The organism is Sphingopyxis indica (genome assembly GCF_032879645.1).
Taxonomy (GTDB): domain Bacteria; phylum Pseudomonadota; class Alphaproteobacteria; order Sphingomonadales; family Sphingomonadaceae; genus Sphingopyxis; species Sphingopyxis indica.
Genome location: NZ_CP076394.1, coordinates 3,226,899 through 3,250,111, shown reverse-complemented (window position 1 = coordinate 3,250,111; position 23,213 = coordinate 3,226,899). Strand labels below are relative to the sequence as shown.

The 23,213-nt window shown below is 66.5% G+C and carries 22 protein-coding genes; 8 read left to right on the top strand and 14 right to left on the bottom strand.

The genetic code is table 11. From position 1 onward, the window contains the following. Positions 1 to 7 precede the first annotated feature (7 nt). Complete coding sequence (locus KNJ79_RS15230) at positions 8 to 1,306, top strand: aminotransferase class V-fold PLP-dependent enzyme (RefSeq protein WP_317151701.1); 1,299 nt, start codon at positions 8 to 10, stop codon at positions 1,304 to 1,306. 187 nt (positions 1,307 to 1,493) lie between these two features. On the opposite strand, the gene KNJ79_RS15225 is transcribed toward KNJ79_RS15230, so the two are convergent. From KNJ79_RS15225 to KNJ79_RS15205, 5 genes are all read right to left on the bottom strand, one after another. Then, positions 1,494 to 2,495, bottom strand: coding sequence for an OmpA family protein (locus KNJ79_RS15225; protein WP_317151700.1), 1,002 nt, complete (start codon positions 2,493 to 2,495; stop codon positions 1,494 to 1,496). Positions 2,496 to 2,579: 84 nt separating this feature from the next. Further along, positions 2,580 to 3,470, bottom strand: a complete 891-nt coding sequence (locus KNJ79_RS15220) for a hypothetical protein (protein WP_317151699.1) — start codon at positions 3,468 to 3,470, stop codon at positions 2,580 to 2,582. Positions 3,471 to 3,520: 50 nt separating this feature from the next. Continuing rightward, entirely contained in the window at positions 3,521 to 4,816 is a 1,296-nt protein-coding gene (locus tag KNJ79_RS15215; RefSeq protein ID WP_317151698.1) for a DUF4189 domain-containing protein, read from the bottom strand. Beyond that, the gene (locus tag KNJ79_RS15210) at positions 4,813 to 5,574 is read right to left on the bottom strand and encodes a hypothetical protein (RefSeq protein ID WP_317151697.1); all 762 of its coding nucleotides are present in this window, start codon (positions 5,572 to 5,574) and stop codon (positions 4,813 to 4,815) included. The genes KNJ79_RS15215 and KNJ79_RS15210 overlap by 4 nt, the downstream gene beginning before the upstream one ends. Before the next feature lie 41 nt (positions 5,575 to 5,615). Next, positions 5,616 to 6,347 (bottom strand): hypothetical protein, encoded by a 732-nt coding sequence (locus tag KNJ79_RS15205; RefSeq protein ID WP_317151696.1) that lies wholly within the window; start codon positions 6,345 to 6,347, stop codon positions 5,616 to 5,618. Positions 6,348 to 6,583: 236 nt separating this feature from the next. Here KNJ79_RS15205 and KNJ79_RS15200 point away from each other — a divergent pair. Continuing rightward, positions 6,584 to 7,353 (top strand): IS5 family transposase gene (locus KNJ79_RS15200; protein ID WP_317151695.1). Its coding sequence is split into 2 segments (ribosomal slippage): positions 6,584 to 6,898 and positions 6,901 to 7,353, totalling 768 coding nucleotides; the frame shifts between segments, so codons are not numbered across the junction. Here KNJ79_RS15200 and KNJ79_RS15195 read toward each other — a convergent pair. The 3 genes from KNJ79_RS15195 to KNJ79_RS15185 are packed head-to-tail and all read right to left on the bottom strand — an operon-like array spanning position 7,350 to position 10,568. Then, a complete protein-coding gene (locus KNJ79_RS15195) occupies positions 7,350 to 8,339 on the bottom strand; it encodes a polysaccharide pyruvyl transferase family protein (protein WP_317151694.1) in 990 nt (329 codons plus the stop codon). The genes KNJ79_RS15200 and KNJ79_RS15195 overlap by 4 nt on opposite strands. Further along, positions 8,336 to 9,817, bottom strand: coding sequence for an oligosaccharide flippase family protein (locus KNJ79_RS15190; RefSeq protein WP_317151693.1), 1,482 nt, complete (start codon positions 9,815 to 9,817; stop codon positions 8,336 to 8,338). Before KNJ79_RS15190 ends, KNJ79_RS15195 begins: the two co-directional genes overlap by 4 nt. Continuing rightward, on the bottom strand, positions 9,807 to 10,568 hold the full coding sequence (locus tag KNJ79_RS15185; RefSeq protein ID WP_317151692.1) for a glycosyltransferase family 25 protein: 762 nt from the start codon (positions 10,566 to 10,568) through the stop codon (positions 9,807 to 9,809). Before KNJ79_RS15185 ends, KNJ79_RS15190 begins: the two co-directional genes overlap by 11 nt. 215 nt (positions 10,569 to 10,783) lie before the next feature. Between KNJ79_RS15185 and KNJ79_RS15180 the strand changes: the two genes are divergently transcribed. From KNJ79_RS15180 to KNJ79_RS15165, 4 genes are read left to right on the top strand one after another with little or no spacing between them, the layout of a single operon-like run. Beyond that, complete coding sequence (locus KNJ79_RS15180; RefSeq protein WP_317151691.1) at positions 10,784 to 11,653, top strand: glycosyltransferase; 870 nt, start codon at positions 10,784 to 10,786, stop codon at positions 11,651 to 11,653. Positions 11,654 to 11,691: 38 nt separating this feature from the next. Then, on the top strand, positions 11,692 to 12,618 hold the full coding sequence (locus KNJ79_RS15175; protein ID WP_317153932.1) for a glycosyltransferase family 2 protein: 927 nt from the start codon (positions 11,692 to 11,694) through the stop codon (positions 12,616 to 12,618). Next, the gene (locus tag KNJ79_RS15170) at positions 12,615 to 13,532 is read left to right on the top strand and encodes an endonuclease/exonuclease/phosphatase family protein (protein WP_317151690.1); all 918 of its coding nucleotides are present in this window, start codon (positions 12,615 to 12,617) and stop codon (positions 13,530 to 13,532) included. The genes KNJ79_RS15175 and KNJ79_RS15170 overlap by 4 nt, the downstream gene beginning before the upstream one ends. Continuing rightward, positions 13,529 to 14,824 (top strand): outer membrane beta-barrel protein, encoded by a 1,296-nt coding sequence (locus KNJ79_RS15165; protein ID WP_317151689.1) that lies wholly within the window; start codon positions 13,529 to 13,531, stop codon positions 14,822 to 14,824. The genes KNJ79_RS15170 and KNJ79_RS15165 overlap by 4 nt, the downstream gene beginning before the upstream one ends. Positions 14,825 to 14,981: 157 nt before the next feature. Here the strand turns inward: KNJ79_RS15165 and KNJ79_RS15160 are convergent, their stop codons facing one another. From KNJ79_RS15160 to KNJ79_RS15150, 3 genes are read right to left on the bottom strand one after another with little or no spacing between them, the layout of a single operon-like run. Continuing rightward, positions 14,982 to 15,710: a serine O-acetyltransferase gene (locus KNJ79_RS15160; protein ID WP_317151688.1), complete on the bottom strand. Its 729-nt coding sequence runs from the start codon at positions 15,708 to 15,710 to the stop codon at positions 14,982 to 14,984. A 5-nt stretch (positions 15,711 to 15,715) separates the two neighbouring features. Continuing rightward, entirely contained in the window at positions 15,716 to 16,276 is a 561-nt protein-coding gene (locus KNJ79_RS15155) for a polysaccharide biosynthesis/export family protein (protein ID WP_317151687.1), read from the bottom strand. Then, the gene (locus KNJ79_RS15150) at positions 16,273 to 17,454 is read right to left on the bottom strand and encodes a glycosyltransferase (protein ID WP_317151686.1); all 1,182 of its coding nucleotides are present in this window, start codon (positions 17,452 to 17,454) and stop codon (positions 16,273 to 16,275) included. Before KNJ79_RS15150 ends, KNJ79_RS15155 begins: the two co-directional genes overlap by 4 nt. Positions 17,455 to 17,648: 194 nt before the next feature. Between KNJ79_RS15150 and KNJ79_RS15145 the strand changes: the two genes are divergently transcribed. Next, a complete protein-coding gene (locus tag KNJ79_RS15145; RefSeq protein ID WP_317151685.1) occupies positions 17,649 to 18,809 on the top strand; it encodes an acyltransferase family protein in 1,161 nt (386 codons plus the stop codon). A 77-nt stretch (positions 18,810 to 18,886) separates the two neighbouring features. Then, positions 18,887 to 19,159, top strand: a complete 273-nt coding sequence (locus KNJ79_RS15140) for a hypothetical protein (RefSeq protein WP_317151684.1) — start codon at positions 18,887 to 18,889, stop codon at positions 19,157 to 19,159. Between the two features lie 370 nt (positions 19,160 to 19,529). Here the strand turns inward: KNJ79_RS15140 and KNJ79_RS15135 are convergent, their stop codons facing one another. The 3 genes from KNJ79_RS15135 to KNJ79_RS15125 are packed head-to-tail and all read right to left on the bottom strand — an operon-like array spanning position 19,530 to position 23,115. Continuing rightward, positions 19,530 to 20,720 (bottom strand): glycosyltransferase family 4 protein, encoded by a 1,191-nt coding sequence (locus KNJ79_RS15135; protein WP_317151683.1) that lies wholly within the window; start codon positions 20,718 to 20,720, stop codon positions 19,530 to 19,532. Positions 20,721 to 20,755: 35 nt separating this feature from the next. Beyond that, on the bottom strand, positions 20,756 to 21,769 hold the full coding sequence (locus tag KNJ79_RS15130) for an NAD-dependent epimerase/dehydratase family protein (protein ID WP_317151682.1): 1,014 nt from the start codon (positions 21,767 to 21,769) through the stop codon (positions 20,756 to 20,758). Then, positions 21,766 to 23,115 (bottom strand): UDP-glucose dehydrogenase family protein, encoded by a 1,350-nt coding sequence (locus KNJ79_RS15125; RefSeq protein ID WP_317151681.1) that lies wholly within the window; start codon positions 23,113 to 23,115, stop codon positions 21,766 to 21,768. Before KNJ79_RS15125 ends, KNJ79_RS15130 begins: the two co-directional genes overlap by 4 nt. Positions 23,116 to 23,213: the final 98 nt, after the last annotated feature.

The following is a 23,213-nucleotide window of genomic DNA, read 5'->3' as shown; positions in this document are numbered from 1 at the left end:
GAGGAATATGGAGTTCAGCCGCAGGCAGATGCTGATGGCGGCGGCGACGGCGCCGGTGGCGGGGCGCGTCGAGGCACTGCCGGTGGCGGCGTCGGCCGGAAATCCGGCCCGGCCCGGCGACGAATCCTATTGGGCAGCCGTCGCTGCGCAATATGATGTGGTGGCGGGGATCACCCAGCTCGAAAACGGCAATTGGGGCATGATGGCGCGCCCCGTGCTCGAGGCATATGAAGCGGCGGTGCGGCGCGTGAACCGCGAAACCAGCTATTATGCCCGGCGCGGCCTCGTCCCCGATCTGATCGCGGTGCAAGAGCGCGTCGCGGCGAAGCTGGGCGTTTCGACCGAAGAAATCGCCTTCACGCGCAATGCGACCGAAGCGCTGAAGGCGCTGATCGGCGGTTACAACCGGCTGCGTCCCGGCGATGCCGTGCTTTATGCCGATCTCGATTACGACAGCATGCAGGCCTGCTGCGAATCGCTGAAGGCACGCCGCGGCGTCGATGTCGTTCGCATCGCGCTTCCCGAGCCGGCGACGCATCAGGGGCTGATCGATTGCTATGCGGCGGCGCTCGACGCCCATCCGCGCGTGCGGTTGATCCTGCTGACCCACCTCAGCCACCGCACCGGACTCGTGATCCCGGTGCGCGAGATCGTCGCGATGGCGCGCGCACGCGGCGTCGATGCCATCGTCGATGCGGCGCATAGCTGGGGGCAGCTCGATTTCGCGCTGCCCGACCTCGATGCCGACTTCGTCGGACTCAATCTGCACAAATGGATCGGCGCGCCGCTCGGCGTCGGCGCGCTCTATATCCGAAGGGAGAAGGTCGATCTGATCGACCCCGATATCGCCAACGCGCCGCCCTTCGGGGCGAACGCCCATGCGCGTATTCACACCGGAACGGTCGATTTCGCGGCCCAGCTCAGCGTCCCGGCGGCGCTCGATTTTCAGGACGCTATTGGCGACGCGGCGCGCGCAGCGCGCCTTCGCTACCTGCGCGATCTCTGGGCGGAGCCGCTTCGCAACGCGCGAGGGATCGAGATATTGACCCCGTCGGACCCGAGACTGCACGGCGGCATCACCTCTTTTCGTTTTTCGGGCCGGACCAGCGACGCCGACAATATCGCGATCGCCCGGCGCCTGCTCGATGATTACCGCATCTTTTCGGTCCATCGCACCGGCCCGGCGCGCGGCGCCTGTGTGCGCATCACGCCCGCACTTTTCAATGGCGCCGGCGACATCGCCCGGCTCACGGCGGCGCTGAAGGCTATGCTGCGCCCACTCGCCGGGTCTCGCACAAGAGTTTGAACGTCTGTCGGACGCGGACCACGCCCGCTCCGGCGACGGCATGGCGCTGCCCGGCATCGCCCGGGGACGCACGGCGGATGTTTGCCAAAGCCGATTTCGCCGGCAAAGGACGGCGCTTCCCACCGTCTACGCTCGCAAACGGCAAAGCGGACTCCCTTCGCTCCCCCCATGCCGCCGACGCCTGGCCTCAAAGGCGCACGAGCTCGACGCGCCGGTTCCTGGCCTTGCCCTCTTCGGTCGCATTGTCGGCAACGGGCTGATCGGCGCCGAATCCTTTCGCCTCGAGCCGTGAAGCAGGGATGCCCGCGGCGACAAGCGCGGCCACCACCGATTTCGCCCGGGCGTCCGAAAGAGCGCGATTATGATCCGCCCCACCGCTGTCGTCGGTATGACCGTTCACCGCCAGCCGGAGCGAAGGGTCCTGCTTCAGCAGCGCCGCGACTTCGCCGATCTGCGGCTTGGAAGCCGGCAGAATGTCGGCGCGGTCGGTGGCGAAATTGACCTGGATCGTCGCCTTTCCGTCTTTGGCCAGCGTATCGCGCAGCTTCGCGGCGGGCAGCAGGCTCGCCGTCTGCTCGAAGGGCCTGGTCTCGACGATCGTCCAGCTGGCTCCAGCGCTCGTGCTCGTGAAATGAACCCAGATCTGGCGGTCGTTGCGCCGGATCAGCCAGGTGCTGACCGGATCATTATATATGTCGCCAAGGCCATCGACCATGCCGACGCGGATGTCGCGCGGAATCCGGTCGCGAAGCTCGCTCGGGATCTTGCTTTCGGTCAGCAGGACCCCGCCCGCTTCGCGAATGACGGCTTCGACATTCTTTTTCAGTTCATAGGCCGAGTAGGTCTTGTCGTCCGCCGAGGTGATGCCTGAGAAATAGACCTTGCCCTCCACGTCCCGCAGTTCCTTGCCGGTCCAGAACATGAAGTGGCCGAAATCCTGGGTTTCGGGTTTGTTGACCGGTTCATAGCCCGCAGGGAGCGAAAAATAGGGGAACGCCCCCAGCGGTGCTTCGGAGACCGGGATGGCGGCGATGTCGAAACCGGCCGGGGCGGCGTCCTTTGCGGTCGTAGCCGGAGCGGAGGCATCGGCGACGGCTTCTTTGCCGGGGGCGCTCTCCTCGCCGCCTTCTTTGGGTCCGCAGGCGGAGAGAGCCAGGATCAGGGCGAAGGGAAATATGGCAGGTCGCAAATTCGGTCTCCTGATGACATTCGGTTTTCATACGCTTCCGCCTCCGGGCAGGAGCGCGCCTTTTCGCGTTCGATGGATATGATCTCAGCTGGCCGCGATCGTCGATGCCGCGATCACATATCCGCGTTCGTCGGGATCATAGCGGTAGGACATGAAGTCGTCCGGGCCGAGCTTGCGGATATGGTCCGGCCCTTCGAGCCGGTTTCCACGATAGCTTATCTTCACATCGGGCAGGCCGCCGGGCCGGGGAACGAAGGACAGCGATCCCGTCATCGCCCAGCAGGCGCGGCCGAACTCCTCGCCGCAATCGGCGGCATTGTTTTCGCCCGCATGAACCGGGCCGAGCGCGGCCCATAATCCGTTGCGGATCGGGTCCACCTTTGCGGGATCGAACAGGAACAGCTCATATTCGAGCTGTTCGACGCCATAGGCGAAGGTCCGCACCGGCACCGCCAGCAACAGGCGGCCGTCGGCGGTTTCATGCCGCACGATTTCCCGGGCCTCGGTGTCGATTTCGGCGGCGCGCTCGTTGATGCGCCCCAGCGCGAAGCCGCCGATATGGCCGTCGCTGTCGATCAGCTCCCATCCGGCGCTGCCCATCCTGTAGGTCGCCTGCGCAACGCTCGCCAGATCATCGCCGCCGTCCGGACTATCGCCGCCGCGCGCCAGATAGACGAAGGCGGTGATATAATCCCTGTCATCGAAATCGAAGCCATGGCCATACCACCAGACAGCCTCGCGGCCGTCGCCCAGATCAAAGGCAACGGGTCCGCCAGAGGGTGTCCCGGCGCCTTTTTCGAAATAGATGTCGCGGATGATCTGGCTTCGCGTCGGCATCCCCGGCAGCTTGATACGGGGCGGGCCGTTCTCGACCACGCGATACTGGGCCTGGCCGGCCGTCGGCGAAAAGGCGGCAAACAGGGCAAGCAGGACGGCCGCTTGCATGGCCTTGTGGCTGCGTCGAATGGTCCTCATCGTCTTCATCCTTCGGTGGTTTGCGGCATGGAAGTGGTCGCGGGGCAGGGTCAGTAGCTCACGACCAGGTCGGCGCGATCGGCGAGATCGATCAACCGGCCCTCGGGACAGGTGACGCCATATTCGGCGCATGATTGCCGCTTTCTCCCTTGCGCATCGTCCGGCGAAATGCCGAAGTGCGCGCGGATATTCCCGCCACTGTCCTGAAGGATGAGAGCAAATCGATCGAACCCGCGGTCGCCATTGTCCAGATAGGGTTCGCAGGCTTCCCTGCTATCCTTTTCGCACAATGCGATCGCCGCCGCATCGGCCTCTGCGCGGTTCTTGCGCCCCGTGACGATCGCCAGCTTGTTCCATGACGATTTGGCCTTGGGCCAGGCGATAGAGAAAAATCCCCTGATCGGATTTTGTGAATCCCCGGACAGGTCGAGGGTGAGCGCGCGGGGTGTCTGCGCGTCATAGAGCTCGACCGCGAGGCAAGTGCGGCCCTTCGCGCAGGTGACCTTTGCCCTTTGGTCGGCGATGCTGGCGTCGCTGGTGCGAAGCCAGGAGCTTTGACGCTGATCGTCCATGACCCGGACCAGCGCCCCGCCGGCGTCCCATTTGCCAACCTCGCATTCCGCGCCGCTCTCTGCCTTGCAGCGCTGCAGAACGGCCTGCTCGCTGGCCTGATAGCCCCGCATTCCGCTGACCAGCCAGACCTTGCCCTGCCATTGCGGTCCCGGATCCTTCTTTGGCCAGGCGACAATCGCAAAATATCTTCGCGCGGCAGGCGCGGTCGGGAAATATTCGCCGCGGTTCGTTCCGTTGGTAACGGTGCCCGCCTCCTGACAGCCGGTCGAAACTTCGCGGCAAGCGGCGAGCGCGAGCCTTTTTGCATTGCCGCTTTCCTTGGCCGCGCCCTCGACCCACAGCGTACCGGCGACGTCGCGCGCGACCGCGATTTCGGCGAGATTGCTCCATGCGGCGGCAATCTCGCATCCCGTGCCCATTGCGCGCTCGCAGCCCTTCAGCGCGGCGCGCTCCGCCGCACCGTTACTGCCATGGCCCCATGTCGCCCAGATGTCCGAACTGTCGCGGTGCGTGGCGACGGCCATGTAAAAATTGGGCATCGGCCTTGCCGGTGCGGGCGCCTGACCCTGGCCAGATTGCGCGACCCACTGACACAGCGGCGGGCCGGCCACGCCGGGACCGCCACGTCCCACGCCAACCATCACTTCGTCGGGCCGACCCGAACAGACATGCTGCGCGGCGGCCGGTTCGGGCCAGAAGCACCAGCCCAATGCGAGCAGCAGAATGGCCGGGCAGCTTTTCCCAAATACGGCGGATAGCGAAGGCATTTTCATTTGCCCTTATCTTTGGCCCCGGCGCAGCGGATGATGTCGCTGCTCGCCTTGCGGCCATTGTGATATTCCACCGCGTAAATGCGCTTGCCGCCGATATCGACGGCAATCTCCGCCTTGTCGGCAAGGCCCTGCGCGGCCGCCTCGAGGCTCGGGACCGCAAAGGCGACCGTGCCGGCATCGGTGCCCGGCGCGGTGAAATTATAGACCGGCACGGTCTGCGGGCGCTCGCCGGTCTGATGCAGCGTCGCGGTGACCCGCGCCATCTGCTCCGGGCTGGGGACATCCGCGCCGCTGAGCAGCAGCAGCGCGGGATCGCGGTAGCCGCCGAGCGCCGTGATCCCGAGCATGCCGTCCATGTTCATGAAGGTCGCCGCGCAATTCCGGCCGGGTTCGGGCGCCGTGCCTTCCTGATACTGGGTCCAATAGCCCTGCCGCAGCTTTTGATAGCGCGGGTCGCTCGCCAGCGCCTGCAGCCCCTGTGCCGCGGCGGTCAGGCTTTTGTGCCGCAAGTCGATCAGCGCCCGCATATTGTTCACCGCGCCTTCCATCGGGTCGGGCTGCGGCGACTGTTGCTGCGGCCCTTGCCCCTGCATCTGGCGCTGCTGGTTCAGCCACCCCTGCACATTCATGTCCCGGGCGTGCCGCTGCTGCATCTGCTGGTTCTGCGCATGGGTCATCTGCGCCCGCCCGTCGCCCGCAGCGAAGATTGCCGTGATCGCTATTGCGGCCCCCAGGCATAATGTCGTGGAAAACCTCACCCATATCCTCCTTCAGCCGATGCCTTGTTCACGTTCCGCTGTCAGCAACCGGGCACTTTGGTTCCGCCGCGCACCGCATAGCGGCCGTCGGGTCCGCGGACATAGCGCTCGCTGAAGGCCCGCGACCCCTTGTAGCTGACGGTGAAGCTGCGGCCCTTTTCCGCTGCGGTGATCGTGCCCTCCAGCACGGTGCCGCCGGTATCGAGCGCCCCTTCGCTGGAATAATAGACCGGGATAGCGGCAATCTCGACCGGCCCGCCGGACGTCAGCGCGGTCAGCGCGGCATGGGAACAGGCATAGCCCTGCCACACCCCGCCGCCTTCGGTGTAGAGCACCGGGTCGCCGGCGATGGCGTCGCTCCATCCCCAGCGCCGCGCCGGATTGCCGAAGGTGCCGCTGGCACCGACATCCAGCCATTCGCCTTCGACCGTATAGCTGCCTCTCGCGCTTTGCAGATAATGCACTGCATTGACGCCCGAACAGGCGTGACCGGTGCATTCGCTGCTGCCGGTGCTGACCAGCGCGGTCCGTCCGTCGGCGAGCGGGATCAGCGTCAACGGCACGAACAGATATGCCGAATCCCCCACCTCGCGACGCGCTTCATTGTGCGGCGCGCGGCCGAATATCGCCTCGAATGCCGCCGGCGTCCCGGCCGGAACGGTGTCGCGATCGACATCGGCTATTTCGAAGAGGGGCGGCTTCCCCCGCTCTTCGGCGTCAGCCGGCAACGCCGCCAGCGTCAGCAGGATCAGTGCGCCCCTCAGCTTTCCCATATGCGATCCTTTTCCTATTCGTTCCAACATCATAGCTTCGTCATTTCCGACGAACAATCAAGGGGCAGGGCATTGAGCGACTTGTCGGCAAGGCCGCCCTGCAGGAATATTTGCAGACCTGGATGACAGATTCTACCGCCGTGGCTGTGACCGATGTCACTAGGTCGTAAACTCATAAATGGGATTCCCAAGCGGGATGAGTTGTGATTCAGTGTTTTCCGGGAAGGGAGACGCCGATGGCACGCTTTGATCTGACGGATTTTGAGTGGTCGGTGATCCAGCCGTTGCTGCCGACGAAGGTTCGCGGAGTGAAGCGGGTTGATGACCGGCGGGTGCTGAACGGGATATTCTGGCGGCTGCGGACTGGTGCGCCATGGGCCGATATTCCCTCACGCTACGGCCCCTGCACGACCTGCGTGAACCGCTTCAACCGCTGGCGTAGGGCGGGTGTATGGAAGCGGATATTGGATGCTGTTTCAGAAGCTTATGCAGGCGACATCCAGATGATCGACAGCTCGTCGATCCGCGTCCACCAGCACGCTGCCAACGCCCAAAAAAAGACGGCCGATCCCGTTGCATGGGTCGCTCGCGCGGCGGCTTGACCACCAAAGTCCATGCCGTGGTCGATGCCAACGGCCTGCCGATCCGCCTCGTGCTGAGCGAAGGCCAGGCCTATGACGGGCATAGTGCGTACCGGATGCTCGACAGCTTGACGCCCGGCTCGGTATTGCTGGCCGACCGTGCCTATGACGCAGACAAGTTGCGCGCAGCGATCGCTGACAAAGGCGCTCTCGCCAACATCCCGCCGATGCCCCAGCGTGTCCGCCGACCCGCCTTCAGCCCCTTCCTCTATAGATACCGCAACCTCATCGAGCGCTTCTTCAACAAACTCAAGCATTTCAGGGCTGTGGCAACACGATACGACAAGCGCGACGACAATTTCCTCGCCTCCGTCCAACTCGCATCAATCAGGATTTGGTCGCGGCATAATGAGTCGGTGACCTAGAGTGCCGGTGCCCGAACCTGCGCGGCCTCGAATGCGGCGGCGCGGGTGGCGGCGCGGGCGAGGCCGTCGTAGTCGCCGGTCCATTGGTCGGCGAAGCCGGCAACCTTGCCATAGCTGTTGTCGAGCAGCACGTGCGGAATATCGAGCAGCAGCGAGAGGATATGCGCGTGCAGCCGGTCGGTGACGACCCGCTCTCCGGTGGAAAGCATCGCGAGGCCGCGCTGCACCCGCCATTCGGCGAGCCGCCGCTGCCGCGCCGCGCGCTGCGCCATCGGGTCGCGGATCAGCAGGCGGTCGAGCTTGAGCGAGAGGCGCAGATAGCGCTTTTGTGCGGCATCCTCTTCGAGCCAATCGTCGGCGATAACCCCGGGCGGAAGCGGATCGGTCGCGCCCGCCGCGCGCTCATGATCGGTGCGCAGCAATGCGAAGACCGGCGCGGTCGCCGGCCCGCGCTGCTGGCGGCCCAGCATCAGCGCGGCATCGGGGCACAAATGGATCGGGCAGTCGAAATGCGCGCGTGCGAAGGCGAGCGAACGCGCGTCGCGCACCAGCAGGGTGAACTGACCGTGCGCGCGGATCGCGTCGGCCATTTCGGCGGCGGCGGCGATATCGGCATAATGGATCGACTGCGGCATCTGGACGATCGGGCGGCCGCGATGCGCGCGAAGCAGGTGCAGGCGGAACGCTTCATGCTTCGGCCAGAGCGTCCCCATATTGCCGCCGCCGTGGATCAGGATCGGCCCGCCGCCGGTCGCCGCGCGGCAGTCGGCATCGTCGAAATCGGCGATCGCCGAATAATAAACGGGAAGGCGCCCCTGCGAACGCAAATAGGCCATTTCGCCGAGCCAGATCGCGGAGTCGCCGACATTGGAGTGGTCGGGAAAATCGACCAGCGCGAGCTTGCCCGAAGGCAAGACGGTGTCGAGCGTGGCGGAAAAGCGCCGGGCGAGTTCGCCGACGAGCTGATCGGCGGTTTTCTGGGTCATATGCGGCTCTTTCTGAGCGTGAGGGGGAGCGAGAGGAGGCGGGTGCGCCACGCTTTCGAAAGCGCGAACAGCGCGAGGCCGTAAATGAGCGCGCCGCCCGCGGTGAGTGACAGGAGCGCCGGCCAACCCGCAAGATGCGCGCCCGGCAACCGCATCGCGACCGCGAGCGCCACACCCATCAGGGTCGAGGCGGCGAGCGGCGCGCCGACCGCGCGCAGGCTGTCGACGGGCCGGATGCCAGAGGTGCGGCGCAGCAGCAGGATCTGCAGCGGCAAGGTCAGATAGGCGCGGCCGACATAGGAAATGGCGATCGCGAGCAGCCCATAGGGCAGCGCCGCGAGCGTCAGGATCACGCCGAGCACCAGCTGCGTCGTCGACAGCGACATCAGGCTGCGCGATGCCCCCAGCACGCTGAGCGAGGGCGAGGCGAAGAAGTTGAGCGTGAAGGGCAGCGCCATGAAGGCGAATATCTGCGCGAGTTGCCCGGCCTCGGCCCATTTGGCGCCGAAGACGGTCGGGATGGCGATCGGCGCCAGCGCGCCGAAGCCGACGAGCGCGGGAAAGGCGAGTGCCGCGGCGCGCGAAATCATCCAGCCATAGGCGCGGCGCAGCTCGACGGGATCGTCCTTGACCCGCGCGAGCGTCTGCACCGCCACCTGCGTGAAGGGCTGGATGGCGCCGCGACCGATCAGCTCGACGGTCCGCCACGCGGTGCGATAGACGCCGACCGCGGCAAGCCCGATGCCGGCGCCGATCACCATTTCCTGCACGCGCACCGTCGCGAGCGAGGCGAGCTGGACATAGATCAGCGTCGCGTTGAGCGCCAGATTGCCGCGCAGGATCGCGAAATCGAACCGCCAGCCCGGCTTCCAGTCATAGGAGGCGCGCGACAGGACGACGCCGATGATTTCGGTGACGAGGCGCTGGATGACGAGGCTCCACAGCCCCAGCCCGGCAAAAGCGGCGGCGACCGCGCAGGTGCCGCCGATCAGCCCGCCGACGACCGAGCGCAGCGCGGTGGTGCGGTGGCCGAATTCGCGCAGGCGCAGCGCCAGGTGCGTCGCGCCGAAGGAGGAGATCGGCAGCACGAGGCTCATCACCGCGAGCGGCAGGGCGATGTCGGGCGCGTTCATCCACGCGGCGATCGGCTGGGCGAGCGCGATGATCGTGAGGGCGGAGAGGAAGGAAAAGCCTTGTTGCGAGCGATAGATGGTATCGAGAAACGCCGCGCTCAATTCGCTCTTGCGTGCGATCGTCTGCACAAGGCCGGCGGTGGCGATGATGCGAAACGCCTCGGCGGTCACGGCCATGATCGCAAAGGCGCCGATGTCGGCGCGCGCGAGCAGGCGCGCGAGCACCACGAAGACGATGAAGGAGAAGATCTGGTCCGACAGGAAGCGCAGCACCGTCCAGCCGATCGAGCTGCGGCTGCGTGCGCGGAGCCCCTTGTCGAAGCGGGCGGGAGGTTCAGCGTTCAAGCAGGCGTCTCGCTTTCAGCAACCGCATTCGCGCGCGCTCGACATGACGCCACGCCTTTTGCCGCACCGAATGATAGAGCGGATCGGCTTTCGGTCCGAAGCGCGAAGCGCCGATCTCCGAAACGATCGCCGCTTCGAGGATCGGTGCGGGATAGAGCGCCAGATTGGGCAGGCCATGCGCCCACGAGCGGTCCATCTCGTCGTCGATCGGGCGGCGGACGGTGCGGCAATGTCCGGCGAGCCGTTTCGCCCCGTCGAGCGTGATCGCATAGCCCTGCGTGCCGTAGGCGAGCCCGACCAGTTCGACGATCGCGCGCGAATGCTGGAGAAAATCGCGGCGCACGACGCGCTGCCACGTCGGCCGCTTGGCGTAGAGCCGCAGATAGTCGATGCCTTCGGCGTGAAGGTCGGTACGCGCGAGCGGTTCGAGATAGGCCCAGTCGACCAGCGTATCGTCCTCGAGGACGATCGCCTGCTTCACCCCGCGCGCGATCATGTCCTGCCAGATCGAGACATGGCTCGCATAGCAGCCGATCTCGCCCTTGCTCAGCGGCCGTCCCTTGTTGCGGCGGATCGCGGCCTCGTCGATGACCATGCCCGGTGCCGGGCCGGTACATGCGTCGAAGAAGCGCCAGGCGAGCGACGTGCCCGCCGCATGTGCGGCAAAGGCCGCGCGCCGCGCGCGCGCTGAGTCGAGCGACACCACGACGACTTCGGCGGCCTCGGTCGCTTGGGGCAGGGGGTGGCCCACGTCTTTGCGCCTCCTTTGGGTCGAAATGATGTGCGCCGCGCACCAGCGACCGGAACCATCCCTTGGTAGCGGGCATTTCCCCGGCAGCGAAGGTGCTGCGGCTCCGGTCGTCCGGCCAACGGGGCGGCTCATCTTCGCAGGTGCAGCATGCGGTTGACCTGGGCCGCGCGGGAAGCCGATTGAGCGGCGACCGGCACCTTCGAACAGGCGTTACCATGTTTCAAATCGCAGTCGTCATACCGGTGTGGAACGGCGAAGCGGTGATCGGCCGCTGCCTCGACGCCCTCGCGCGTCAGACGCTTCCGCATGACGCCATCCAGATCATCGTCGTGGACAATGGATCGAGCGACGCGACGCGCACCATCGCGCGCTCCTGTCCCGGCGTCGAGTTGCTTGAAGAACCCGCCCCCGGCTCTTATGCGGCGCGCAATCGGGGGATCGAGCGTGTCCGGGCACCGATCACCGCCTTCACCGATGCCGATTGCGAACCCGCGCCCGACTGGCTCGAACAGATAGTGCGCGCGGCGGAGGCGAATCCCGGTTTCGGCGTGCTCGCCGGACGGATCGAGCTGTTCGACGAGATCGAGGAGGAGCGCGAGGTGTTCGGCGATTATGAGCGGCTGTTCAGCTTCCCGCAGGCGCACGCCGCGCGCGGCAATTGCGCGACCGCCAATTGGGCGAGCGAGACGGCGCTGCTTCGGCAGCTCGGCGGGTTCGACGCGGCGCTGAAGTCGGGCGGCGACCGGCAGATGGCGCTGCGCATCAGGGGCGCCGGCCGCCCGCTCGTCTATGTCCCCGCGATGGTGGTGCGCCATCCGGTGCGCGCCAGCCGGGCCGAACTCGTCCGCAAGCGCCAGCGGCTGAGCGGCGGGCGCTGGGATCGCACGACGCGGCGCCCGCGCCTCCTCCATGTGCTCGGCGTGACCGCCTATGACACGCTTCGGCGACTTCGCCGGGTGGCGGTCTCGCGCGATTTGCCGTTGCAGCGGCGGCTGGCGGTGATGATCCTGACGCTGGAACTGGCAGGCGTCGCGGTCCTCGAATTTTTCAGCCTTGCCGGCGGACGAAAGGCAGCGCGCGATTGATGACGGTTACCCGTTCCTCCCCACGATTTTCGGTGGTGATGCCGCTTTATAACAAGGCGGCGCATGTTCGCGCGGCGATGGAAAGTGCGCTGTCGCAGAGCTTGCCTGCGCATGAGATACTGGTCATCGACAATCGCTCGACCGACGGCGGGCGCGAACTGGTGGCCGCAATCGACGACGAGCGGATTCGGCTGCTCGACCTGCCGGCACCCGGCCCCGGCGGTTATGCCGGACGCAACCTCGGCATCCATGCGGCGCGCGGCGACTGGATCGCCTTTCTTGACGCCGACGACCTGTGGCAGCCCGACCACCTTGCGGTGCTTGCCGAAGCGATAGCCGCGGACCCCGGTGCGTGCGCTGCGGCGACCCGGTTCGACCATAGGTTCGGCGACCGGTCGCAGCTCCAGCGGATCGCGCCCGAACTCGCGCGGCCGCGAAGCCTCGACCTCGCCGGCTTTCTGACCGCCTGGCTCGCGGTGCGCGAATGTCCGATGTGGACCGGCGCGATCGCGATCCGGCGCGACACGCTGATCGAGGCCGGGCTTTTTCCCGAAGGGCGCGCGGTACGCGGCGGCGACAAGGATCTGTGGCTGCGCGTGCTCGCCCGCGGAACGCTGCGCTACGATCCGCGCGTCACTGCTGTCTTCCATCGCGACAGCGAGAACAAGGTCAGTAAATCGACGACGACGCTCGAGCTGCCCTGCCTGGTCGAAACCGCGCGGGCGATGCTCGCACGGACGGCCGGGCGCGAGGCCGCGCTGCTGCGGCGGCTGGTGAATCAGGAGATCGGGCATTATGCGCGCTATGCGATGAAATATCCGGGGCGCATGTCGATCCGGCTGGGCGACCTCTATTTGCCGGAGGGAACGGGCACCGCGGCGCTGCTGCTCGCCGCCAAGCTGATCCCCGCCCCGCTCCGGCAATCGACCCATGCCTTGCGCAACCGGCTGCTCGCTCGCGCGTGAGAGCGGTCCGCACCCTCGGCATCCTGCTGGCGGGTGGCGGGAGCTTTGCTGCCTGGCTGTCGCTCGCCGGCGGCGTGGTGCCGCTGCTCGATCCCCTCGCTTCGTTTCTACCGCTGTTCGGTTCGATCATCCTTTTCGGTTTGCTGCTTGCACGGCGGCGGCTGATCTCGACCATCATTGCCGCGCTGCTCGGCCTGGCGCCGGTGATGATCGGCCTGTGGCCCGAACTCACGCGCACGATACCGGTCGCGCCGCAGGAAGCCCCGAAGATCCGCCTGCTCACGCACAATGTCTGGCGGAAGAACCCCAATCCGGCGGATACGGCGCAGGCGATTATCGACGCGAGACCCGATGTCCTGATGCTGCAGGAAGCGGGCGGAAGCTTCCGCCCCCTGCTCGCGGCGCTGGGCGAGCATCTCCCCTATGCGACAAAATGCCCCGCGGTTTGCGATCTCGCGATTTTTTCGCGCTGGCCGATCGTCGACAGCGGATATTTTTTCAGGGATTCGAAGGGGCGAAAATTCGGTCCGCCGGTGCTGTGGGCGCGGATCGCAGGCCCCGATGGACGCGCCTTCACGGCGGCGACACTCCATTATACCCACCCCACGTCGCGGGCCCAGGCGGTGCAAAGACGCGACGTGGCGCGGGCATTGGCACGGATCGATCGCGACGCGCTGATCGTTGCAGGCGACATGAACCTGACACCGTGGGCCGCGGCGATGCGCGAACAGGACCGCGCCCTCGCGCCCCTCGTCCGCATGACGCGCGCGTTGCCGAGCTGGCCGCGCGCCCTACCGGTCCTGCCGATCGACCATCTCTATGCCGGGCCCCGCTGGGGGCTGGTATCGGCGCGGCGGCTGCCGGCGACCGGATCGGATCACCGGCCGATCCTCGTGACGGTCGCCCGTCGATGAAGCGCGTCATTCCCCTTGTGCTGCTCGGCTGCGGCCTTGCCTCGCCAGCACTTGCCCAGCAATCGGACGCGACCGACGGCCTGGGATCGGTTTCGACCGAAAATCCCTTCGGGCGCGACCGCAATATCAGCGTGCTCGAGCGGCGCCGGCCCGACTATTCGCCCGAGCCGATCCATGTCGGCGCGCTCGAACTGCTGCCGCGCATCGCGATCGGCGCGGGCTATGACGACAATCTCTATGCGCAGCCGGACGATCGCATCGGCGACGCCTATCTGCGCATCCGCCCGCGCTTTTCGCTGGTGCGGCCATCGCCGAACCTGAAACTGTCGCTCGACGGCGAACTCGACCTGCTGCGCTACGCCGACCGGTCGAGCGAGAACGCCACCCAATATCGCGTCGATGCCGGCGCGCTCTATACGATCAGCACATCGGACACGCTCGACGTCACGCTGCGCAACGGACGCTATAGCCAGGAGCGCGTTTCGCCGGACTCTCCGACGCAGGCGGCACGGCCGATCCGCTTCATGCTGACCGGCGGCACCGCGACCTATACCCATGTCTTCAACCGGCTGCGCCTGCGCGCCGTGGTCGACGCCGAAAATCGCAACTATAGCGACAGCGAGACGCCCACCGGCGATCCGATCGATCAGGATTTCCGCGATCACACCATCTACACCGGCACCGCGATCGGCGAATATGCGCTGAACCCCAGCATCGCGCTGTTCGTCGCGGGCTCGGTCAACCAGCGCGATTATCGCGAACGCACGGGCGAGGTCGATGCGCGCGATTCAACGGGTTTCGACGTCGCGGGCGGTGCGAGTTTCGAGCTTGGACGCAAGGCGCGCGGGTCGCTCCGGCTCGGCTATCTGCGTCAGGATTACCGGTCGGACCAGTTCGAGGATGTCTCGGGCCTCCTCGTGCGCGGCGAGCTTGCCTATTTCCTGACCCCGCTCGTGACGATCACCGGCACGATCGACCGCGGCGTGCGCGAAACCGGCGTCAACGGCGCGACCGGCTATCTCGCTACCGACATGACGCTGCGCGCCGATTACGAGCTGCTGCGCAACCTGATCCTGAGCGCAGGCGTCGATCTGGAGCAGCGCGATTTCAACGATATAGACCGGCGCGACGACCGCTGGACGTGGCGCGCCAACGCCTCCTATCTGGTGAGCAAGCGGATCGCACTACGCTTCGACGTCCAGCGGCGCACCCAGTCGAGCGACGGTGTCGATGCGGGACGCGGTTTCGCCGACAATCGCGTGTCGGTGGGCGTGACCTTTTCGGGGCTCTAAGGGTAGCCATTGTGAAAGACCGTGTGCTCCCGCGAAGGCGGGAGCCCATCTCCCGGCCGCTCCATCTTGCGCCCACCGGAGATGGGTCCCCGCCTTCGCGGGGACACACCAGCTTTCATAAGCGCCTCATACAAAGCCGGCCGGGCGATCCGGGCGATCAGCCGCGCTTCGCCTTCGCCGCATCCTCGCACCATCCCAGAAGCGCACCTTCGCAGGCGGCGAGCAGTTCGGGCGGTGCGAGGCGGTTGATATAGCCCGCCGACCCCTGATCGGAGAGCAGCTTCGCGGGGATGCCGCCGACGACGCCGCGCTCCGGCACATCCTTGGTCACCACCGCATTGGCGCCGATCGCCGCCTCGGCGCCGACATGGATGCCTCCGATGACCTTGGCGCCCGATCCCAGAAAGGTCCGGTGGCCGATCACCGGCGCGCCGCGCCGTCCGCCGCGGTTCATATAACCGAGCACGACACCGTGCGTGACGTTGACATTGCTGCCGAGCACCGCGTCGCCATGGAAATAGAAACCGCCGAAGCGGTTGAGGAACAGCCCCGGTCCGATCTCCATATATTCGGGGATCGCAAAGCCATATTTGTAGCGCGCGCGCAGCAGCAGCCATTTGGCGAGATAATAGAGGCCCAGCGCCTTGGCGGGTTTCAGCTTGAGCCAGCCGGCGGTGCGCATCAGCACGGTATATTTATAGCCCGGGGTGAAGGCATAGTGGCGCAGGAAGGGGCCGGCGCCGACCCGCCCGGCGTAGCGATAAAGGTCCGCGGCGAGCAGCGCCCTGAGCTTGGCAAAGCTGACCGCACAGCCCCGCCGATGCGGCTTGCCGGTCTCGTCAGAGGCTTCGGCCGCGGGCGCGGAGGCCGCGGGAATGCTGGCCATCTCCATCAGAAATAGCGCTCGCCAAAACGGATCGTATCGCCGGGCAGCACCGGGAAATCGGCGGTCATCGGATAGACGCGCTCGTCGGCTTCGCCCGCGCGTTTCAGGAAGACGCGCTTTTCGTTCGCGCGATAGGTGAAGCCGTCGGCCTTCGCCACCGCGCCGCGGATGGTGAGCCCCTGCGTATAGGGATATTCGCCGGGCTTGTTCACCTCGCCGAGCACATAGACCGGACGGAAATTGGCGACCTGCACCGTCACTCGCGGCTCGAGCAGATAGCCGTCGCCGAGCTTCGCCTCGATCGCTTTGGACAGTTCCTCGGGCTGCAATCCCGCCGCCTTGACGTCGCCGATCAGCGGAAAGGCGATCGTGCCCGCGGGCGAGATTTCGAACTCGCCGGTCAGCGCTTCTTCGCCATAGGTCGCGATCTTCAGCTTGTCGCCGGGCGAGAGGCTGAACGCCGCGGCGGGCGGCGGCGCGGCACCGCTGCCCGCGAGCGGGGTTTGACCGCTGCACCCGCCGAGCGCGAGCGCGCCCGCGAGCGCGATCTGCATGGGCCATTTCATCGGCTTACTCCTGACTGTAATGCTGCAATCTCTTTGTGCCGGAGCGCTGCGGACGGCGCAGCGAGCGCCGCTTCGATACGCGCCCAATAGGCCTGCGCCGCCCGTTCGACGCCATAGGCAAGCGAGCGTTCGCGCGCGCGCGCGCCGCAAAGGCTCCGGCGCGGTTCGGCAAGCACATGTTCGAGCGCCGCAGCAAAGGCCGGGACGTCGTCGGTCGGAACCAACGCACCGGCATCGACATCGATCCCGCCGGCGATCGCATCGCGCGGCCGGTCGGCCAGAATTTCGGACGGGCCCGAGGCGCAATTGGTGGCGACAACCGGCACGCCGCATGCCATCGCCTCGACCAGCCCGTTCGGAAACCCCTCCGCATTGGAAGGCATCGCATAGGCCCGCGCGCGCGCGACGATCGCGAAGGGATTGGCGACGAAGCCGGGCATATCGACACGATCGGCAATACCGAGCGACGCCGCGAGCGCCGCAAGCGCCTCCCGCTCGGGCCCTTCGCCCAGAATGACAAGGCGCTCGGCCGGTGCGGCCTTTGCATAGGCGCGCAACAGCAGCGCGAAATTCTTGTTGGGCATCAGCCGTCCGGCCGCGACGATATAGGAACCCTCGACGGCGAAGGCGGGCTCTTCTGCGGCGAGTTCCGCGATGCGGCGATGGTCGACCGGATTGGCGATCGCCGACAGGCGCGCGCGCGCGACGCCGAAATGGGCCGCGAGATCGTCGATCACCCCCTCGGACACCGCGATGACATGCGCGGCGCGCGGATAGACGAGGCGGACCATGGCCTTTGCAGCGCGTGCGTCGCCCAGATGGGCGCTGGTGTTGACCCGCTCGCTGATCAGCCACGGCCGGCGGCGCCCCGCCATCGCAAAGGCGTTGGCGACATTGGCGCGCGTCAAAAAGCTGAGCGTCGCATCGGGCGAAAGCCGCCCCGCGAGCGCGCGAAGCTGTATCAGGCTCGGCAGCAATTTGTGCCGCGCGTCGAGCTGATGGACCGCAACCCAGTCGGGCATCGCGTAGGCGCGCGCTTCGTCGTCGAGCAGCGCAAGATGGATGTCGAATCGCTCGCGCCACGGACCGGACGCGTCGAGCAGCGTGACGAGAACGCGCTCGGCGCCGCCGCCCGCGAGCGAATTGATCGCGAATAATATCCGCCTTTTGTGCGGCATCGTCCCTCGCTGGATTCTCGTCCGACCGTCGGTTCGCGACCTGTCTACCACGCACCTTTGCTGCAGTGCACAGGAGGGGCGCCCGCTTCATCGCCCCCGGGGGGCGGCTGACCGATTCAGGGCCCGCGCGCGGTGGTTTTGCGGCGCTGCACCTCTATCACGAGGGTCTCGACGAACGATTGCGGAGATCGAACATGGACGTCCGGCGGGTCGAGTGCCTCGACGGCTTACGCGGGCTCGCGGCGCTCTGGGTGCTCGTCGGGCATATGATGATCCTCACGGGCTTTCGTCTGCCGTTGGTGAGCAAGCCCGACCTCGGGGTCGATCTGTTCATCCTGCTGTCGGGCTTTCTGATGATGTTCCAGTACCGGCTGCGCGCCGAGCGCGAGGATTGGCGCGCGCCCGGCACCTGGGCCGCCTTCTGGACGCGCCGTTTCTTTCGCCTCGCGCCGCTCTTTTATGTGACGCTCGCGGCGGCGCTGATCGCGGGGCCGCTGATCTATGCCGACCGGGTGGCCATCGACAGCTTCCTCGGGCAAGCGCTTCAGCCGCCCGAACGCTATACCGACGCGGGGCTGGTCAATATCGCGGCGCATCTTAGCTTCGCCTTCGGACTGCTTCCGGACTATGCCTTTCGCACGCCGCTTCCCGACTGGAGCCTTGGGCTCGAAATGCAATTCTACCTGCTTTTCCCCTTCCTTATCCTCTTCGGACGGCGGATCGGCTGGGTGCCTTCGGCGCTGGTGGCGGCGGGCGGCGGCGTGGCGATCGCCCTGCTCGCCTGGGCGGCCGGGCTCGATTATCCGATGCCCTCCTTCCTGCCGCTCAAGCTGCAGCTTTTCCTGGCCGGTATGCTGATCTCGGCCGACCCTGGGGAAAGTCGTGCGCGGCTGGGTGGTCGCCTCGGCGCGGGAATGCTGCTCGCCGCGATCCCGATCGGAGGCGAGCAAGACTTCTTGCACTTTGCCGTGCGTGAACTGCTCCTGCTCGGTTTTTTCGCCCTCGTTCACTGGCGCGCGCTCGCGCCCGTCGGCTGGGTATCCCGGCTGCTCGGCAGCCGGCCCTTTTTCTGGCTCGGCGAGCTGTCCTACGGCACCTATCTGATCCACCTTTTGATCCTCCAGCCCGTCGCGGCGGCGGTGATCGGGCGCTTCGGAACCGGTCTCGGCGCTGCCGGGCGGTTCGCACTGACCGGGGCAATCGTCGCGCCGGCGACCTATGCGCTCGCCTTTGCCACCTACCGGCTGGTCGAACTGCCCGGACAGCGGCTCGGCAAGGCGCTGATCAAGCGGGCGACCGGGCGCAGCGGCCCGCGTGCCTATCAGACCGCGCCCGAGACGATCGCCGCGCCCTGAAGTCTTTTGACCCCGCGAGCGAACCGATGGGCGCCGGAAGTGTTGATGTGTGGATGGCCAACGAAGAGGATAGAGCGATGAACAGGCGAACACTTCTGGCCTCGATGGCCGGCACCGCGGCGGTCGGTGGATGCTCCGCACGCGAGGCGGGTGCCGAACACGCCGGCCGGCCGACGCTGGCGATCGCATCGGAGGGGGCGGGGCGCTGGCGCATCCGCAGCTGGCAGTGGCAGGCGGGCGCCTGGCGGCCCGTCGTCGCCCACGCAACGCGCGTCGGTGCCAAGATCCGGTTCAGCGGCAGGATTGCCGCCGCCGATCGGGCCGAGGTGGTCACCCGCCTGAACGCCTGATTCCTAGAGTCTGATCGTCTTTGAATGAAGCACCTGTGCGTGTTCGTGTGTCCCCGCCCTTCGTCTGCCTTGGCAGGCGCTCAGGATAAACTTCAGCCAGAGGCTGAAGGCGGGGACCCATCTCCGACCGGTGCAGGATTCCGCCGCCGGGAGATGGGCTCCCGCCTGCGCGGGAGCACACGGCTTATTCAGTCAAAGCTGATCTTGCTCTAGAGCAAATTGCGCGAAATCTGAATCATCCGCTTCCCCGAGCGAAGACGAGGGGCTCGTTCGAGCGAAGCGAGAACCCGCACCGTCGCAGCCTCGACTTCGCTCGGCAGAGCCCCTCGTCTTCGCTCGGGGAAACGGTGCAGATTTCCGGCACGATGCTCTAGCCTTCGACGATCCGGGGGCGGGTAGAGGGGCGCCGCGCCGGCCGTCCCCGCATGAGCGCGTCGCGATAGACTTTCAGTGTATCCTCGGCCGCACGGTCCCAGCTGAACCGTTCGCGCACCGTTTCGGCATCGACCTGAAAATTGGCGCAATCGGCGTCGAGCCGTTCGGTGAGCGCGGCGACATCGCCGACCGGAAAATAGTTCGCCGCGTCCAAACCGATGTCGAGATTGGCCGGGATGTCGCTGAGCAGCACCCGCGCGCCGCAGCTCGCCGCCTCGAGCGCCGCGATCGGCAGGCCTTCGTGATAGGAGGGCATCACGAACAGCGCGCAGCGTTCATAGAGGCGCTTCAGCGTCGCGCGCGACTGGACGCCGGCGAAGATGATCCGGTCGCTGGCGCGCGCGAGCAGGTCGCGGGCATAGTCGCTTTCGTGATCGGCCGAGCCGGCGATGACCAGTTTCGCGCGGCAGTTCGACCGCTCATACGCCTCGATCAGATCATGCAGTCCCTTTTCGGGAACCAGCCGCGCGACTGCGAGGACGAACTCGTCGTCGGCGATGCCCAAACGCTCGAGCACGAGCGCGGGATCGGCATCGTCGGGCAATTCGGACGTGCCGTTGGGAATATAGGCGATCGCCTGCGACCGCTTCGGAAAGCTGTGCTTGAGCTGCGATGCGAGCGAGGGCGACACGGCGATGATCCGGTCGGCGAAGGTCAGCGCCAGCCATTCGCCGGCGCGCAGCGCGCTGCGCGCGAGCACGCCCCATTTGGCACGGTTATAGTCGGCGCCATGGTGTGTCACGATCACCTTCAGGCCGAGCAGGCGCGCGACCGGCGCCATCAATGCGGGGCCGATCGCATGAATGTGGATCAGCCCGGCGCCGCGCCGCCGCGCGGCGAAGACCGCGAGGAGCGTCGAGACCACTGCCTCGAGATGCTTGGAGCGCGGGCAGGGGATGCCGATGATCTCGACCCCGCGATGCTCGCCCGCCGGCTCGGGCAGATAGGGCGCGCGGCCCAGCACCACCGAGCGGTGGCCGGGCCATAACGCCTTGATCCGCGGCAGCAGTTCCTCGCAATGGCTCTCGACCCCGCCCATCACATGCGGAAAGCCGCGCAGGCCGGTGACGCAGATGACGGGCGACCCATCGGGATCGCTGGCGGGCATAGTCGTCCGTTGCAGCATTTGAACCTCCACATGCGTCCGGCCGGTTTTCCGGCTCAGGCCACCGCTGCCATCGGGCCTCTCCCACCCCGTTCGATTTCACTGAGATACCAGTCGACGAACCGCTCGATCCCGCGCGCGAGCGGGACTTTGGGACTATATCCGGTGAGCGCGTGGATCGCCGAAATGTCGGCATAGGTCGCGGTCACGTCGCCCGGCTGCATCGGCCGCATCAGCTTGATCGCCGGCCGGCCGAGCGCGCGCTCGATCATCGCGATCATGTCCATCAGACCGACCGGATTGCAGTCGCCGATATTGAGCAGCCGGTGATCGCCGCGCGTGGGCGGGCGGTCGAGCACGCCCACCACCCCGTCGACGATGTCGTCGATATAGGTGAAGTCGCGCGCCATCCGCCCTTCGCCATAAACTTCGATCGGCTGGCCGAGCAGGATTTTGCGCGTGAAGCCGTAATAGGCCATGTCGGGCCGCCCCCACGGGCCATAGACGGTGAAGAAGCGCAGGCCGCTGAGTGGCAGTCGATAGAGCGTGGCATAGCTCTGGCTCATTAGCTCGCAGCTGCGCTTGGTCGCGGCATAGAGCGAGACCGGCGCGGTGCATGGCTCGTCCTCGCGAAATCCCGCGCCACCGAGCGGACGGTCGCCATAGACCGAACTCGACGAGGCATAGACGAGATGCTCGATGTCGCCCGTGTGGCGCACCGCTTCGAGCACCGCGAGATGCCCTTTCAAGTTGCTGTGCTCATAGGCGAAGGGGTTTTCGAGGCTGTAGCGCACGCCCGCCTGTGCGGCGAGGTGGACGATGCGGCGCACGCCGTTGGCTTCGACCAGCTCGGCGACGAGGCCGGGGCTCGCGATATCGCCGTCGATCAGGCGGAAATCGGGACTATCGGCCAGACGCGCCATGCGCGCCTTTTTCAGTGCGACATCGTAATAGTCGGTGAAATTGTCGACGCCGATCACGCGCTCGCCGCGCGCGAGCAGCCGTTCGGACACGGCATGGCCGATGAAGCCCGCGGCGCCGGTCACCAATATGGGATTGCCGCCGGTCACGCTGCCTCCCTCGCGTTCAGGGAGGGGCCGGCGTCCGCGGTTCCGGGGCGGCCGATGCCGACATGGCGCAGGCCCGCTTCGGCGACCTGAGCGGGCGGATAGACGTTGCGCAGGTCGATGAGCAGCGGCTCGGCCATCACCGCCTTGAGGCGCGCCAGATCGAGCGCGCGAAAGGCGTCCCATTCGGTGACGATCACCGTCGCCGATGCCCCTTCCGCCGCGGCATAGGCCGAAGCGGCGTAGTCCACATCTTCGAGGACCGCCCTGGCCGCAGCCATGCCTTCCGGGTCATAGGCGCGGATCTTCGCACCCGCGTCCTGCAGCGCCTGGATGATCGCGATCGAGGGTGCGTCGCGCATATCGTCGGTGTTGGGCTTGAAAGTCAGGCCGAGCACCGCGACCGTGCGCCCGCGCACCTCGCCGCCCATCGCCGCGATCACCTTGCGGCCCATCGCGCGCTTGCGCTGCTCGTTGACCGCGATCGTCGCTTCGATCAGCCGCAGCGGCGCGTCGTGATCCTGCGCGGTCTTCATCAGCGCCAGCGTGTCCTTGGGGAAGCAGGAGCCGCCATAGCCGGGACCGGCGTGGAGAAATTTGGCGCCGATCCGGTTGTCGAGCCCGATACCGCGCGCGACTTCCTGAACGTCGGCGCCGACATGCTCGCACAGGTCCGCCATCTCGTTGATGTAGGTGATCTTCATCGCAAGAAAGGCGTTCGCGGCATATTTGATCAGTTCGCTCGTGCGGCGGCGAGTGAAGACGATCGGCGCCTTGTTCAGCGAGAGCGGACGATAGACTTCCTCCATCGGCGCGCGCGCACGCTCGTCCTCGATGCCGATCACGACCCGGTCGGGGCGCTTGAAATCCTCGATCGCGGCGCCTTCACGCAGGAACTCGGGGTTCGATGCTACGGCGATGTCGGCGGCGGGATTGCATTCGCGGATGATCCGCTCGACCTCGTCGCCGGTGCCGACGGGCACGGTCGATTTGGTGACGATCACGGTAAAGCCGCTCAGCGCCCCTGCGATCTCGCGCGCGGCGCCGTGGACGTAGGAGAGGTCGGCGTGCCCGTCGCCGCGGCGGCTGGGGGTTCCGACCGCGATGAACACGACATCGGCGGCGGCGACGGCCTCCGAAAGCTCGGTGGTGAAGGCCAGATTGCCCGCCGCGACGTTGCGCGCGACCAGATCGTCGAGACCCGGCTCATAGATTGGGATGCCGCCGGCGTGCAGGCGCGCAATCTTGTTCGCGTCCTTGTCGACGCAGGTCACATGATGGCCGAAGTCGGCAAAACAGGCGCCCGAAACCAGCCCGACATAGCCGGACCCGATCATAACGATACGCATGACGCGTTGCTCCCTTTTATGAAGGCGATTTATTGTGCGCCTGCGAACAATCGCCTTGCGGGAGCGGGGGCGTCAACTTGCCCGCTTTGAACAGAGCC

Excerpts from the sequence above, each read along its gene's own strand:
- KNJ79_RS15230 (WP_317151701.1), top strand. The coding sequence starts at position 8 with ATGGAGTTCAGCCGCAGGCAGATGCTGATGGCGGCGGCGACGGCGCCG.
- KNJ79_RS15220 (WP_317151699.1), bottom strand. The coding sequence starts at position 3,470 with ATGAGGACCATTCGACGCAGCCACAAGGCCATGCAAGCGGCCGTCCTG.
- KNJ79_RS15215 (WP_317151698.1), bottom strand. The coding sequence starts at position 4,816 with ATGAAAATGCCTTCGCTATCCGCCGTATTTGGGAAAAGCTGCCCGGCC.
- KNJ79_RS15205 (WP_317151696.1), bottom strand. The coding sequence starts at position 6,347 with ATGGGAAAGCTGAGGGGCGCACTGATCCTGCTGACGCTGGCGGCGTTG.
- KNJ79_RS15195 (WP_317151694.1), bottom strand. The coding sequence starts at position 8,339 with ATGACCCAGAAAACCGCCGATCAGCTCGTCGGCGAACTCGCCCGGCGC.
- KNJ79_RS15180 (WP_317151691.1), top strand. The coding sequence starts at position 10,784 with ATGTTTCAAATCGCAGTCGTCATACCGGTGTGGAACGGCGAAGCGGTG.
- KNJ79_RS15175 (WP_317153932.1), top strand. The coding sequence starts at position 11,692 with ATGCCGCTTTATAACAAGGCGGCGCATGTTCGCGCGGCGATGGAAAGT.
- KNJ79_RS15165 (WP_317151689.1), top strand. The coding sequence starts at position 13,529 with ATGAAGCGCGTCATTCCCCTTGTGCTGCTCGGCTGCGGCCTTGCCTCG.
- KNJ79_RS15160 (WP_317151688.1), bottom strand. The coding sequence starts at position 15,710 with ATGGCCAGCATTCCCGCGGCCTCCGCGCCCGCGGCCGAAGCCTCTGAC.
- KNJ79_RS15155 (WP_317151687.1), bottom strand. The coding sequence starts at position 16,276 with ATGAAATGGCCCATGCAGATCGCGCTCGCGGGCGCGCTCGCGCTCGGC.
- KNJ79_RS15150 (WP_317151686.1), bottom strand. The coding sequence starts at position 17,454 with ATGCCGCACAAAAGGCGGATATTATTCGCGATCAATTCGCTCGCGGGC.
- KNJ79_RS15145 (WP_317151685.1), top strand. The coding sequence starts at position 17,649 with ATGGACGTCCGGCGGGTCGAGTGCCTCGACGGCTTACGCGGGCTCGCG.
- KNJ79_RS15140 (WP_317151684.1), top strand. The coding sequence starts at position 18,887 with ATGAACAGGCGAACACTTCTGGCCTCGATGGCCGGCACCGCGGCGGTC.
- KNJ79_RS15135 (WP_317151683.1), bottom strand. The coding sequence starts at position 20,720 with ATGCTGCAACGGACGACTATGCCCGCCAGCGATCCCGATGGGTCGCCC.
- KNJ79_RS15125 (WP_317151681.1), bottom strand. The coding sequence starts at position 23,115 with ATGCGTATCGTTATGATCGGGTCCGGCTATGTCGGGCTGGTTTCGGGC.